Here is a 15,601-nt window from a genome sequence, read left to right as displayed (position 1 = left end):
AGTCAGCCGGTATAACGCTTTTTTTATAAGGCAACACCATGAAAAACAAAATCATTGCTGTATTGTTAGTTGTTATGTCACATAGTGCGTATTCTCACTATGAGGTTGAAAATGTAAAAACGACCACAAGAATATTTTCATTCGATCTTATTCACAAATATCTTGCTGGTCATGACACCAATCATCCTAATACCTGTAAAGGAGCAAACTCCAGTACGCTGGCAACATGTACAGTGAATTATAAAGTCGTATCCGGCGGGAATAATAAGGAAATAAAATCCGGTTTTGTCGATTTAAGAGGCGACGGCAGTTACGATGATGAGCTGATGAGTGCAGTAACACACTATGATTCATTGAAGGTTGCCGAACGTCATGGCGTTGATTTAACACAAATTGTTGAGATACCAAGAGACAGTGTAACCTCGCTGACCGGCGGAAATAATCAATATACAGTGACTACGACATCACTGGGTCGTGTATGTGATGCATCTGCGGTGTGTAAGGATACTCCAAGTAACGGTTATCAAACAAATACATTAGATTTCAAGAAATTGACTGAGTTACAGGTTGCCTGTGAATTCACCAGTAAAGATCTCGATATTAAAACCACATTATCTGAAGATAATCTTTATTTATACTATGGCGCTGATGATAAAAAAATACTTCCTTATGTGTACAGTAGTGACAGTGTTTCAATTGACTGTGTTAACTGGTTATCTACGGCTATTTCGAAAAATATTACATTAGGCTATGAATCATTTAGCCAAAATGTCTCTGATGGCGATACACAATTAGAATGTAAATTATTTGGTGATATTAACGGAAGCGGTGATCCTGCCAGCTCAACGACTAAAATGACGATCCCCGGTTTTTCAACCAAAGATGAGTCCTTTAAAATACCTGAAGCATTTCTGGGGTTTTATGTCAGCTCCCCTTCAGGCACCGCGCAGATATCAACTGAGTTTAATTGTAATTTCAAATTAGCGACAGAGATTAAGTAACTGCAACATTAACATTTTCAGAATCCTCATTTTCTCAGATTATAACCGGCATGGTTTCAAGCTATGCCGGTTAGGTAATCAACTCCCCTTGTAAATAGCTATATCCTGTAAATCAGTAATTATAAGAAGATAGCGGCACTCATAATATTGGTTATTCAAAATTACAAATGTGGTTTTTTTTATTTTTATGCTGATTTTTGCTCGTTTTTTTATGAGTTTTTTTTTCGTTGTCATTTAATTGGTAGTTGTATTTTTATCTGAAAATTGAATTATTTTCATTTTTTTTGTAAGTCTATGTTTCTTTAATCTCTATCATGTGAGTATTTGGTAAGTTGTATCTTCTGTTATATGTCATGGTATTTTGATTTTATTGAATTTTATTTTATCAAGGTATTTAACTATCGATGGTTCTGGCTATTTGAATGTGATCTGTGAAGTATATTATCATTGACTGATAGCGTTATTTTTATTGTTAGTGGATGTAAGTGATATATCCAACTAAACGATGATGCATGTAATTAACTGATTAATTTAATTTTTATATTATTTTTGAGTTGAGGGTTAGTCAGCTGAGCAGGCATTCTGTTTTATTACGCCAAATGTAGAGAAAGTAACTCGGTTAATATGTATAAGGAAAATGAACAACATTGGTTGGTATCGTTTATATCTCAATATAAAACACCTGTATGGGCAGGTCTTATTTTTAGAAAGATATTAATCAGGCTGGTCATCATTGGCCTTTTATCATGTTAATCAGGATTGTGCTTTTTAAATGTAAACAAAGTAATTATGGGTAAAAACTCGTGTGAAGAGTTATTTTCAACACTGAAGAATATGCCGGGTGCATTATGTGGAAAATTCAGTGAACGGGTTTCATCGATGTGAAAGATAAAATAAAAGCGCTCTATGACATTTAATTTTCTTTCCTGATTTTTATATTTATATTCGGGGGATGTGTTCATGCCTGCTACGTCGTATTATTCAAAAACAAAAAGAGTAACAGCCTATCTGTTACTCTTTTTACAGTTATTTTTTCCTATATCGGTTGCAACATCGTCAGTTGCTTATGCGATAGAACAAGACAGTGCCGTCATGATGTCAGATACGTTTGACGGACTTAATGCACTGATCGACACATCCCCGGCACCGTCTGCAAAATCTGCCGGTAACGTGTCTGGCGGTGACAGCTTTACGGTTCAGATGCCCGCCGGAGGCGAATTCGGCGTTATGCCCGCTGATCCGGGCGCCGGTTTTATTTCCGGTCAGAACGGCATGACGTTCCCGATGAGTGTCAGTACACTGCCGGACCCGGCAAAACCTGCCCCGCGTGACAATACCGTGCGGACAGATGATATTTTCAGCGCCCTGCCGACAATGGGCCTGCCGGATATCTCACCTGAAGATGAAGCTGCGGCTTCAGAATCACAATGGGCCGGTAACGCCTCGCAGGCAGGACAAATTCTGTCGTCAGATGATGCAGTTGACGCATCCGTTGGTTATGTCCGCAGTCTCGGTGAAAACCTGCTTAATCAGCAGGTGAATGACTGGCTGAACCAGGTGGGTCATGCTCGGATTCAGTTCGGCAGCAATAAAACCGGCGATGCCGATCTTCTGATCCCGCTGGTTGATAATCCGAACAGCTTATTGTTCTCACAATTCGGTATCCGCGCAAATGATGAGCGGACCACCACCAACCTCGGTTTGGGCTATCGTCAGTATGAAGATGGCTGGATGTGGGGTCTGAACAGTTTCTATGATTATGACATTACCGGCAGCAACTCGCGGGTGGGTGTCGGCGGTGAGCTGTGGGCGGATTATGTGAAGCTCGCGGCAAACGGCTATTTCAGAGTGACAGACTGGCATCAGTCCACCCTGAATGACATGCGTGATTACGATGAACGCCCGGCGAACGGGTTTGATATCCGTGCGGAAGCGTATCTGCCGGATTATCCGCAGTTAGGTGCCTTTGCAAAATATGAACAGTACTTTGGTGACGGCGTCAGCCTGGCAAGCACCACCTCTTCCGGTGAGCTGAAAAGTAATCCGTCCGTGTCCACGGTCGGTGTCAGTTACACGCCATTCCCGTTAATTACCTTTAAAGGCGAAACGTCCGCCGGTGATTCAAATGACAGCAAAGTCGGGATGGAGTTGTCCTACCGTTTTGGTGTGCCGTTGTCTCAGCAGCTTGATACCGAAAACGTAGATTTAATGCGTAATCTGGCGGGTAACCGTTACGATTTCGTTGATCGTAATTACAATATTGTGATGCAGTACCGCAAGCAGGAACTGCTGCGGATCGGGTTGCCACCGGAACTTAAAGGTGAAGCAGCACAGACATTGCCGGTTACCGCCAGTGTTCTGAAAGCAAAATACGGACTGAAATCACTCCGCTGGTCTGCACCTGAGTTGGAAGCGCAGGGCGGCGAGATCCGTCAGACCGGTCTGACCACGGTGGATATCACTCTGCCTGAATACGTGTTTATGACCCGTAACGGCGCGCCGCAGGGATACCGTGTCACGGCAGTCGGGACAGACAACGAAGGTAATCTGTCCAACACCGCTGAAATGTGGGTCAATGTTATTCCGTCCACAGAAACAATTACCAAACTGACTGTCACACCAAACCGTTCATTATTGGCAAACAACAGTGATCAGTTTACGGCAGTGGCATTGCTGCAAAATGACACCGGTGGTGTGCTCGCAAACAAAGCGGTGACATTCAGTGTCTCAGGGCTTAAAAATTCAGAAGGCGTAACGATTTTTGATACGGATGGTAACAGTGGTCAGACTCTGACCGTGATTACCGGCGCGGATGGTACCGCAACGGTTAAAATCATCAGTAAATCAGCGGGTAAAGGGTTACTGAAAGCGAAAATGCGCAACGGTAACAGCCGCACGGAAGCGATTGTATTTATCGCCGACAGCAGCACCGCGAAGATTAAAACCCTGGAGTTAACCCATAACAAAGCGCTGGCAAATGGTCAGGAACATAATATTGCCCTGACAACAGTCACCGATCAGTTTGATAACCCGGTGGAAAACTTCACGTTAAACGCGAGAGCAGATAACGGCGCCACGGTGGTAAATGCCACTGCGCAAACGGACGAATCGGGTCGGATGACCACGCAGTTCAGCAGTGAAACCGCCGGAGATTCCAAACTGGTGGTTGAGGGTGCCGGTACGTCAAAAAGCGTAACTGCGCAGTTTATTGCCGATATCAGCACAGCAAAAATTCAGAGTGTGGTTATCACACAAGATAATGCCACCGCTGACGGTAAGGCGAAAAACCGTGTTCTGGTGACAGTTACGGATAACCGCAATAACCCGTTAGCCAGTGCGCCGGTGACGATTACCGTTCCTGCAACAGCCCGCTATCAGACCCAGCCGGTGAGTGGTATGACCGACAGTCGTGGCCAGTTACAGGTGGATATCACCAATACCAAAGCCGCACAGGAAAATTATACCTTCAGTATTAATGACAGCCGTGAAACTCGACAGCTGACATTTAAACCGGACATAACAACAGCATCAATTGCGTCACTTATCAGTGATAAAAATACAATTATTGCAGACGGAACTGAGTCGGCGACACTGACGGTTACCGTGAAAGATGCTTACAGCAATATTGTCCCTGATAACACGGTAAATCTGACAACCACACTGGGTACACTGAGTGCGCAGACGGTTGTGACAGACAATGCAGGGCAGGCGAGCGTCACACTAACCGCTACAAGGGTGGGTGATGCGACTGTTCATGCTGTTAATGCGACGGATCGTACGGGTAAAAAAGCAATCGTCCGTATTAGTCCGGACAGCAGCACAATGGCGGTTAAAAGTGTCCTGTTAAATGGCGACAAAACAACAAAAGTTGCCAACGGGACTGACAACTTTACCTATACCGCATTGGTTCAGGATGCTAACGGTAACCCGATCGCCGGTGCCACTGTGACGGCTGCGGCAGATAATCCTGACGCTGTTGTTCTGGTGGCAGGGACAACGAATGCGAATGGTGAAGTCATCATTACATTGGCCGGTACCAATAAAGCGATGGACAATATTATTGTCAGCGCCGCCACGGATTCCGGTGTCAGTGTTGATGCAGATAAAGCGGTCAGTTTCATCTATAACATCAATACAGCGAAAGTGAGTAAAGTGACGCTAAATGGCGACCTGACGCAGAAAATCGCAGATGGTGTCAGCAACTTTACCTATACCGCCCAACTGGTGGATGCCAATAACAACCCGGTTCGTCAGGCAGATCTGGATGTGAAATGGACGCAGGATAAGGGTAGTGATGCAGTGTTGTCTGCTGTCAGCAGTAAAACGAATGCCGATGGTCAGGCAGTTATTACGCTGACCTCAACGACTAAAGTGGTGGACAATATCCGTGTAAGCGGACAGTTCGCGGGCACTATTGTTGTACCGGCAGATAAAACAGTCAGTTTTACCTTCGATGAAGCATCAGCCAAAGTCAGTACCGTGAAGCTCAATGGCTCTGTCGTACAGAAAGTGGCGGATGGTACCAGCAGCTTTACGTATACCGCTCAACTGGTGGATGCCAATAACAACCCGATCCGTCAGGCTGATCTGGATGTGAAGTGGACGCAGGATAAAGGCAGTGATGTTGTGCTGTCTGCAACAACCAGCAAAACGGACGCAAGTGGTAAAGCGACTATCACCCTGACCTCGACCAAAAAAGCGACCGATGATGTCCGCGTGAGTGCGCAGTATGAAAATACGGCCAAAGAGGCGGCGGATAAGCTCGTCAGTTTTATCTTTGAACTGAACTCGGCAAAAGTCGGCACCGTAGCACTGGACGGGACAATCGTACAGAAAGTGGCCGACGGCGCTAACACCTTTACCTATACCGCTCAACTGGTGGACAGCAGCAATAACCCGATCCGCAAAGCGGGTCTGGATATTAAATGGACGCAGGATAAAGGAGCTGCAGTAAAACTGTCAGCGGTGAGCAGTAAAACGGATGCAGATGGTAAGGCCGTTATCACCCTGACCTCGACGACGACGGCTGTGGATGATGTCCGTGTAAGTGCTCAGTATCTGGCTACGGCAACCGTACCGGCAGATAAAACAGTCAGTTTTATCTATAACATTAATACGGTGAAAGTAAATAAAGTGGCACTGAATGGCGACCTGACGCAAAAAACGGCGGATGGTACCAGCAGCTTCAGCTATACCGCACAACTGACCGATGCCAACAATAACCCGATCCGCCAGGCTGATCTGGTTGTTAACTGGACGCAGGATAAAGGTGCAAATGTAGTACTGTCAGCGACAACCAGTAAAACGGATGCAAACGGTAAGGCAGTCATTACGCTGACCTCGACCACCACGGCTGTGGATGATGTTTTTGTGAGTGCGCAGTATGAAAGCACTGTGAAAGTCGCAGCGGACAAAGCTGTCAGCTTTATTTCTGACCTGACATCAACCAAAGTCGGTACAGTGACACTCAGTGGCGCAGTTGTTGAAAAAATCGCTGATGGCGTCAACAATTTTACCTTTACGGCTCAACTGGTGGATGCGAACAACAACCCGATCCGTAAATCAGGTTTGGATGTGAAATGGACGCAGGACAAAGGCAGCGATGTGGTGCTGTCTGCGGTCAGCAGTAAAACCAACACGGATGGTAAGGCGATCATCGTACTGACCTCGACCCAAAAAGCGGTGAATGATATCCGTGTGAGCGCACAGTATGTGGATACCGCCGCAGTGGCAGCGGATAAAACCGTTAATTTTATCTATAACATTAATCTGGCGAAAGTCGGTACCGTCTTACTGGATGGCGCTGTCGTGCAGAAAATTGCTGATGGTATAAGCAATTACACCTTCACCGCTCAACTGGTGGACAGCAATAATAACCCGGTCCGTCAGGCTGACCTGATTGTGAACTGGGCGCAGAATAAAGGTAGTGATGTTGTATTGTCAGCCGCAACCAGTAAAACGGATGCCAATGGTAAAGCCACTATCACACTGACCTCGACCAAAAAAGCGACAGACGATATCACTGTCAGTGCGAAGTATAAGGAAACAGCTGAAGTACCGGCAGATAAAACAGTCGGTTTTATCTACAACATTAATACAGTGAAAGTGAATACGGTAACGCTGGATGGTAACCAGACACAGAAAATCGCGGATGGCACCAGCAGCTTTACCTATACCGCACAACTGACCGATGCGAACAACAACCCGATCCGCCAGGCAGGTCTGGATGTGAAATGGACGCAGGATAAAGGAACAGACGTAGCGCTGTCAGCGGTCAGCAGTAAAACCAATGCAGACGGTAAGGCGGTTATTACGCTGACATCAACCACCACAGCGACAGATGATGTCCGTGTGAGCGGGCAGTACGCGCAAATCGCAGCCGTACCGGCAGACAGGACAATCAGCTTTACCTATCAGCTGACCTCAGCCAAAGTCGGCACGGTGGTGTTAAGCGGCCTTGTCACTGAAAAAATAGCGGATGGCGTGAACAGTTTCACCTATACCGCTCAATTGGTGGACAACAACAATAACCCGATCCGTCAGGCAGATCTTGCTGTTAACTGGACGCAGGATAAAGGCGCAGATGTTGTGCTGTCATCCGCAACCAGTAAAACAGATGCAAACGGTAAAGCGACTATCACCCTGACTTCGACCAAAAAAGCAGTCGATGATATCCGCGTGAGTGCGCAGTACGAAGAGACTGTTAAGGTGGCAGCGGATAAGCTCGTCAGCTTTATCTTTGAACTGAGCTCAACCAAAGTCGGCACGGTGAAACTGGACGGCGCAGTCGTGCAGAAAGTTGCAGACGGCACCAGTAACTTCACCTACACCGCTCAATTAGTGGATGGCAATAACAACCCTGTCCGCAAAGCTGATTTGGTAGTGAACTGGACGCAGGACAAAGGAACGGCAGTGAAACTGTCGGCGGCAACCAGTAAAACAGATGCTGACGGTAAGGCAGTTATCACTCTGACCTCGACGACAACGGCTGTGGATGATGTCCGTGTGAGTGCACAGTACCTGGCAACAGCAGCGGTTCCGGCAGATAAAATGGTCAGTTTTACCTATCAGCTGAGCTCAGCTAAAGTCGGTACAGTGTTACTTGACGGCGCGGTTGTGAAGAAAGTGGCGGACGGTGTGAACAGTTTCACATATACCGCCCAACTGGTTGATACCAATAACAACCCTGTCCGTCAGGCGGATCTGGTTGTGAACTGGACGCAGGACAAAGGCAGTGATGTGGTGCTGTCGGCGACAACCGGCAAAACTAATGCGGACGGTAAGGCAACCATTACGCTTACCTCAACCAAAAAAGCAGTTGATGATGTCCGTGTGAGTGCTCAGTATCTGACGACAGCGGCTGTTCCGGCTGATAAGACCGTCAGTTTTATTCATGACCTGACATCAGCTAAAGTCAGCACGGTGAAACTGGAAGGTGCAGTCGTACAGAAAATTGCCGATGGTGTGAACAGTTATACGTTTACCGCTCAGTTGGTGGATGATAACAACAACCCGATCCATCAGGCGGATCTGGATGTGAAATGGACGCAGGACAAAGGGGCGGCGGTAAAACTGTCGGCGGCAACCAGTAAAACGGATGCAACCGGTAAGGCGACCATCACCCTGACCTCGACCACCACCGCTGTGGATGATGTCCGCGTGAGTGCGCAGTATAAAGAAACAGCGACAGTACCGGCAGATAAAGCAGTCAGCTTTATCTATAACATCAATACGACAAAAGTGAGCACCGTAACACTGAATGGCGACCTGACGCAGAAAATTGCCGATGGTGTGAATAACTTTACCTATACGGCACAACTGACAGACGGGAACGGTAACCCTATCCGTCAGGCAGACCTTGATGTGAAATGGACCCAGGACAAAGGCACAGATGTTGCGCTGTCAGCGACAACCAGTAAAACGGATGCCACCGGTAAAGCCACCATCACACTGACCTCGACCAAAAAAGCAGTCGATGATGTCAGGGTGAGTGCGCAGTATGCAACGTCTCCGGTAGTCCCTGCAGATACAAACGTCAGTTTCATTTATGAACTGTCCTCTGCAAAAGTGGGTACGGTGACGCTGGACAACGGAACGGTTGTGCAGAAAATTGCTGATGGCGTGAACACCTTTACCTATACCGCTCAGTTGGTTGATACCAATAACAACCCGATCCGTAAATCAGGTCTGGATGTGAAATGGACGCAGGATAAAGGTACCGATGTCGTGCTGTCGGCGACAACCAGTCAAACGGATGCCAATGGTAAAGCCACTATCACGCTGACCTCGACCACCAAAGTGGTGAGCGATATCACGGTGAGTGCGCAGTATCTGGCGACGACGACCGTTGCGGCAGACAAGAAGGTCAGCTTTATTTATGACCTGACATCCGCCAAAGTCAGTACGGTGACCCTGGACAACGGAACAGTTGTGCAGAAAATCGCCGATGCCGTGAATACCTTTACCTATACCGCTCAGTTAGTTGATACCAATAATAACCCGGTAACTCAGGCTAATCTGGATGTGAAATGGACGCAGGATAAAGGTGCTGATGTGGTGCTGTCGGCGGCAACCAGTAAAACGGATGCCACCGGTAAGGCGACTATCACGCTGACCTCGACCAAAAAAGCGGTGGATGATATCACTGTCAGTGGACAGTATCTGGCGACAGCGACCATTGCAGCAGATAAAAAGGTGAGCTTCATCTATGACATGGCATCAGCCAAAGTCGGTACTGTGAACCTGGACGGAGCCGTTGTGCAGAAAATTGCTGATGGTGTGAACACCTTTACCTATACCGCCCAACTGGTCGATATCAATAACAACCCGATTCGTAAGGCGGATCTGGATGTGAAATGGACGCAGGATAAAGGCAGTGATGTGGTGTTGTCGGCGGTAACCAGTAAAACGGATGCAACCGGTAAGGTTACCATCACACTGACCTCGACCAAAAAAGCGGTAGATGGTATCACCGTGAGTGCACAGTATCTGGAGACGGTCAAAGTTGCGGCAGATAAGAAGGTCAGCTTTACTTATGACCTGACGTCAGCAAAAGTCAGTACGGTGAAGCTTGAAGGTAGTGTCACGGAGCAAATTGCCGATGGTATTAAGTTCTATACCTATACCGCGCAACTGGTCGATCTCAATAACAACCCGGTAACTCAGGCTGATCTGGATGTGAAATGGACGCAGGATAAAGGCAGCGATGTGGTGTTGTCGGCGACAACCAGTAAAACGGATGCTACCGGTAAGGCAACGATCAAACTGACATCAACCACCAAAGCGGTGAGTGATATTCAGGTGAGTGCGCAGTATCTGGAAACAGCAACCGTTCCGGCAGATAAGAAGGTCAGCTTTATTTATGACCTGGCGTCAGCCAAAATCAGTACTGTGATACTGGACGGGGCTGTTGTGGAGAAAATTGCCGATGGCATAAACACCTTTACCTATACCGCGCAACTGGTTGATATCAATAACAACCCGATCACTCAGGCTGATCTGGATGTGAAATGGACGCAGGATAAAGGCGTTGATGTGGTGTTGTCGGCGGCAACCAGTAAAACGGATGCGACCGGTAAAACCACTATTACGCTGAAATCGACCAAAAAATCGGTGGATGATGTCATTGTCAGCGCTCAATACCTGGCCACAGTGACCGTTCCGGCAGACAAAAAAATCAGCTTTATTGCTGATGCCGCAACAGCACGTATTTCGTCGGTGAATTTAAAAGGGGAGATAACCCGCAAGGTCGCCAATGGCACAAATACCTTTATATTTGTAGCGACGGTAACTGATGCGAATGGTAACCCTGTACGGAATATGGATGTGACCTGGAACAATAATAAGCCGGGTACAACAACACTGGTTGCGACAGCACCGAAAACAGGCGTTGATGGTACAGTGGAAGCCACACTGACAAGTTCGTTGACACCAACATATGACATCATCATTTCTGCCGCGATAGCTGGTCAGAATAAGGTTGATGCAAACCTGAACGTTTCTTTTGAGGAGCTATTCAAAAGTACAATCACCGTTGTGGATGCCGGTAAAACGGGTACCGTTGTTATTCCGGGAGCGAGAATTGAAATTTATTCCGAGAATAAAGGTGAAAAACTGGTTGATGAACTGACACCAACCAACGGTAAGATTCAGGTCGAGTTGGTAGCAGGACGTTATGCGATTGTTATTACAAAAGATGGATTCAGGACATATGATAATTTCATTGAGATTCGTTCGGGTCTTGATCTCAATTATCAGTACGGGCTGATCCAGATAGGTAACAATGATGCCAAGATTATTGTCCAGTGGCTGGAGAATAAACCAAGCGATCCGGATACCTATATTAAAGTACCGGACGGAACCAATGTTTTCCGTCAGAAGAAAGATTACGACGGGGTACATCTCGACAGAGATAATACATCAGCTCCGGGCCTTGAAACCATAACGATCGAGAAGTTTAAGCCGGGAACCTATACCTATGCTCTGGAATGCTACAATTGTACCTGGTCGAATTTCAATAACACAGATGCAAAGGTATCAGTACACATTAATGACAGAGTGACATTGGCAGCAGGAACATCTCCGGATACTTATGTTACATCTCCGGGAAATGCTGTGGCGGGCACTGGTAACTCCACCAAATTCTGGCGTGTACTTGAAATTAACGTAACCAGTGCCGGGGTTATCAGTGTGAAAGTGTTAAATACTTACAGTACTGCTTTTTGATTCTGTAATTATGATTTAATAAAGTAATTGCCTGAAGTGAATGTATAAAATACTGTTTTTAATATAGAGTTTCAGGTGTGATTAGATGATAAAAGCCCCGGCAGAGATGTCCGGGGCTTTTTTTTCCACGTATCTTTTCGCAGGTAATTCTTATAGCTAATAGTGCTGATGTCTATGATGTACTCTCTATAATTCTCTGGTTTGTCAATCATATTAAGGCGTAAATTCGTATATTTGACGTTGAATTAATGTTGCTCAAATGTTTGTTGTTTTGTGATCACTGGTAATGGCGTTATCTTCATATGTAATTATTTATGATTATTTTGTAACCAAGTGATTCTAACGTAAACGTAAGAAGAGTCAGGGAAATATTTAGGATAAATCATGATTATTGTGCAAAAACAGACACTTCAATTTAACTTACTGATGTGATTAGTAAATTTGATTTATTGTGCTGTATTTTTATCGCAAATATTTTTTTATTAATAGTTTATGCCTATCATTCTATTTGAATGGAGAGGTGAATAAAAATTTGCACATACTGCTATAAGTCATTTACTCTTTACATGAAAATAAAATGATGCATATAAATCTGACCATTATATAGATGTGATAAAATATGGCAGAACGATTTGAAAAGAGTCATTTTTAATGAAAAACGTTAATTAATAATAGCGTGAAATTACTTTGCCTGTTTATGAATATATTTGAACCCGTGATCACTACTGGTTGGTAATTTCAATTCTGTATTTCAGCCATTAAGGATGGTAAGAAAAACATGATTTGAAAAACAACAACAATAATTGTATATGATATTATTTTACACGCATGAAGTGTTTTGCTATCAGGTTATTTTTAAAATTTAAATTTAATTAGAGGATTGTGTTATTGGTTGATGAATAAAAAAACAATAACTGGTTTATTTAACTATTTAGAGATTATCATTATTTCACATGGCATATGAAAAAGACTATGTTGCTGATATGGCATGGCTATCATAATACTTTATTCATAACAATAGCAGTCAGCGTATAATGTAGTCGTCAGGAGGATTTGTGATCAAGAATGTTCATCCTATTTCCAGTGTAATAGGGCAAGCGTTAAAAAGTAAACGTCGTCAGCTCGGATTATCCGGTATCGAACTTTCCAGAATTCTAAGTATCAGCCAGCAACAAATTTCCCGTTATGAACGGGGAGTCAATTGCTTCAACCTGGATATGCTGATGCGTTATTTTGCCGCATTACAGATGACACCTAATGATGTTAATAATTTATTTTCTGTTCTCGGTAGTTATTATCATCACAAAGTAGGTGAAACAGAAGGACGAGTCATTCAGTAGAATTGTTGTTATTATGAAAAATAATTTAAACAACAATCAAGCATATTTGTAAAATCATAATAAATTAAAAATATTATGATGTAAGTGCTATTAGTGTTTATTGATAAGTGATTTCATTCAACTATTTTTATTTATCCGGGACGGGAATGTATTTATGTTCACAACATTTAAGTCTGTCAACATGCAAAAATTTAAAATGTATTTACTGTTTTCATTACCTTTTGTTTTTCCTGTTTCAGCGGCTGAATCTTCTGCATCATACTCAGTACTCAAACAGTCTGAACCTGTTTTTTCTGAAACGGTAAATGGCATTGGTGTTGTTGTTTCTGCGTCTCCGGATAATTTAAGTTCCCGCTTTTTATCGGGACGGCGGGGAATGCCATTCCCGATGGATCTGACGACATTACCTGAACCGACAGGGAAACATTTCTCCGGCAGTAAAATACCACAAGGTGATGTTTTTGCTTCATTACCCGGCGTACCTGTTCAGGAGGATGGCCCGGGAGCGCAATTTTATTCTGATGAAATAGCGCAGGCATATCAGGCTTTTTTTGAAAATAAATCAATAAATTCTTTTACTGAATATACCGGGGATTTAGAGCGGAATCTTAAAAGTAATCAGGAAAGTAATTTGTTAAATACGACTACTTATCTTGTTATTTACAGTGAGAAACCATAGTCCGGTATAGCACAATCAGAATGCAGTGACTTCTTTTCCACCAACATCAACATCATCGGGAGGAATAATGATTTTTGATGATATGAAAACCGATCTGGGCAAAGTTATGGAGAAATTCATTAGAGGTGGGTGTGATATTACCTATAAACATGATGGTGAAAATGTTATTTTTTATATTCTTGAAAATAACGGAATACATATCCAGATAAATATAAATTGTATCAGTGATGCACCTATATGTTATCCGGTATCTTTTTCCGGAGAGGAGAGAGTTGAACTTATTCCTGTATAGCCTTTGGTTTATCTGGGGGAATGTGCTTATTACAGTCATTCCCTTAAAGACAGATGTTTATATTTGTATGAGTATTTATTCTTCATTTTTATTTATGCTGTACTTCACGACGACAGGACAAAAAAAACTCATGGCATTATTCAAAAAAAATAACGAAATTACACAGGAAGATAAGACTACTAAGACAGATGCTGTAAATAAAGAGAATGTAATAAATACAGCAGATAAAATAGTTAAGAAATTAACCATTATTGGTGCGGACTGTGTCATACAAGGTGATATTAAACTCGATGGCAATATTGAAGTATACGGGCAGATAAAAGGAAATGTGACATCCGGAACATTTAAGGTATCAGTGATGGATAATGGCAGCATTGAAGGCGATGTTATTGCCGAGCATGTATCCATCAATGGCCGGTTAGCAGGCGTATGTCACGCAAGGAATATTGAAATATTACAAAAAGGTGTGCTGAATGGTGTTTGTCGGGCTGAAGTATTTTCAATTAATACCGGAGGTGTTTTTATAGGACAGTCAGAACCATATATAAAAAAGGCAACTGAGTTGAATAAAGAAAAGAAATCCCACCAGGATATTAATTCTTCTGGTGAGAATAATGAAGTGAAAATTATAAAGAAATAGAATCCGATGCTATTTTTAAGCAATAAGGATAAATTAACTGTGAAAAATTATTCTTTGGTTTTTTTAGTATTGTTATTTATATCTTTTTTTTCTTTTGCAAATAACACACAGTACGATATTTATTTACTCAGCCAAAAAGCCGGACAAGGAGATGCCGATGCCCAGTTTTTACTTGGTTCAATCTATCTTTCCGGGGATTATGGTGTAAGAAAAGATATTGATAAAGGTAAGTATTATTTATTGGTGGCGGCAGGTAAAGGGGATTCAGATGCTAAACGCTTTCTGGCATATCAGTTTTATAAAGAACATGAGTTTTATATCTTTATCCGCTGGTTATCCTATTACAGCCTTGATTTCATCAGAGAGTAAGTAATATATTATTTTTGGCAACCGGCTTGTGACTCTCACAAGCCTTTTTTGATCATGTCGCCGGAAACTGATTCGTTTTCTTTTTTATTGATTTAAATGCACTTAGCTTTATATCACTGCACACCTTTCCCAGCTTTATTGTCAGACTGTTTCGCATATAAATTTTTATATCATCATCCATGATGTTTTCATTCTCACGTAAAAAATTAAACTCATTCATTACATCATTGTATTTTCCCGCCAGTACGCGGTAACTTTCATTATTTATTTTTCGCAGTAAATACATATCATCTATGCAGCTGTTACTTGTAGAGTTTTGTATTGTCCCGGGGACCAGTCTGACGGAATCAGTTGTTACATTTTGCACAGGAGGTGATGACCGGACAGGAGCGGGGGGTGTGGCAGATGTACAACCGGATAGTGTAACCAGCAATCCTGATATCAAACATACTCTCTTAAAATACATGATAACTCCTCTGACGGATATATCTCAGATACTAATGGTGAAATAAGACAGAGTTATATAGTAAGTTGAGCTGACAGGGCTTGTATATA

General features: G+C 43.5%; 8 protein-coding genes. 7 read left to right on the top strand and 1 reads right to left on the bottom strand.

What is annotated here, in order from left to right; genetic code table 11:
* Window positions 1–38: 38 nt before the first annotated feature.
* From ACMHKJ_RS06015 to ACMHKJ_RS05985, 7 genes are all read left to right on the top strand, one after another.
* Window positions 39–1,001 (top strand): hypothetical protein, encoded by a 963-nt coding sequence (locus ACMHKJ_RS06015; protein ID WP_413492589.1) that lies wholly within the window; start codon window positions 39–41, stop codon window positions 999–1,001.
* Between the two features lie 960 nt (window positions 1,002–1,961).
* Window positions 1,962–11,726 (top strand): Ig-like domain-containing protein, encoded by a 9,765-nt coding sequence (locus ACMHKJ_RS06010; RefSeq protein WP_413492588.1) that lies wholly within the window; start codon window positions 1,962–1,964, stop codon window positions 11,724–11,726.
* A gap of 1,055 nt (window positions 11,727–12,781) precedes the next feature.
* Complete coding sequence (locus ACMHKJ_RS06005) at window positions 12,782–13,066, top strand: helix-turn-helix domain-containing protein (RefSeq protein WP_413492587.1); 285 nt, start codon at window positions 12,782–12,784, stop codon at window positions 13,064–13,066.
* Window positions 13,067–13,220: 154 nt separating this feature from the next.
* The gene (locus ACMHKJ_RS06000; RefSeq protein ID WP_413492586.1) at window positions 13,221–13,745 is read left to right on the top strand and encodes a hypothetical protein; all 525 of its coding nucleotides are present in this window, start codon (window positions 13,221–13,223) and stop codon (window positions 13,743–13,745) included.
* A 67-nt stretch (window positions 13,746–13,812) separates the two neighbouring features.
* Complete coding sequence (locus tag ACMHKJ_RS05995; RefSeq protein WP_413492585.1) at window positions 13,813–14,037, top strand: hypothetical protein; 225 nt, start codon at window positions 13,813–13,815, stop codon at window positions 14,035–14,037.
* A 130-nt stretch (window positions 14,038–14,167) separates the two neighbouring features.
* Window positions 14,168–14,677, top strand: a complete 510-nt coding sequence (locus ACMHKJ_RS05990; protein WP_413492584.1) for a bactofilin family protein — start codon at window positions 14,168–14,170, stop codon at window positions 14,675–14,677.
* A 39-nt stretch (window positions 14,678–14,716) separates the two neighbouring features.
* The gene (locus ACMHKJ_RS05985) at window positions 14,717–15,046 is read left to right on the top strand and encodes an SEL1-like repeat protein (RefSeq protein ID WP_413492583.1); all 330 of its coding nucleotides are present in this window, start codon (window positions 14,717–14,719) and stop codon (window positions 15,044–15,046) included.
* 52 nt (window positions 15,047–15,098) lie between these two features.
* On the opposite strand, the gene ACMHKJ_RS05980 is transcribed toward ACMHKJ_RS05985, so the two are convergent.
* Window positions 15,099–15,512 (bottom strand): hypothetical protein, encoded by a 414-nt coding sequence (locus ACMHKJ_RS05980; protein ID WP_413492582.1) that lies wholly within the window; start codon window positions 15,510–15,512, stop codon window positions 15,099–15,101.
* Window positions 15,513–15,601: the final 89 nt, after the last annotated feature.

Origin of the sequence: Morganella psychrotolerans (genome assembly GCF_965118875.1) — a bacterium.
GTDB classification, from domain to species: Bacteria; Pseudomonadota; Gammaproteobacteria; order Enterobacterales; family Enterobacteriaceae; genus Morganella; species Morganella psychrotolerans_C.
This window is presented reverse-complemented; position numbering and strand designations above follow the sequence as displayed.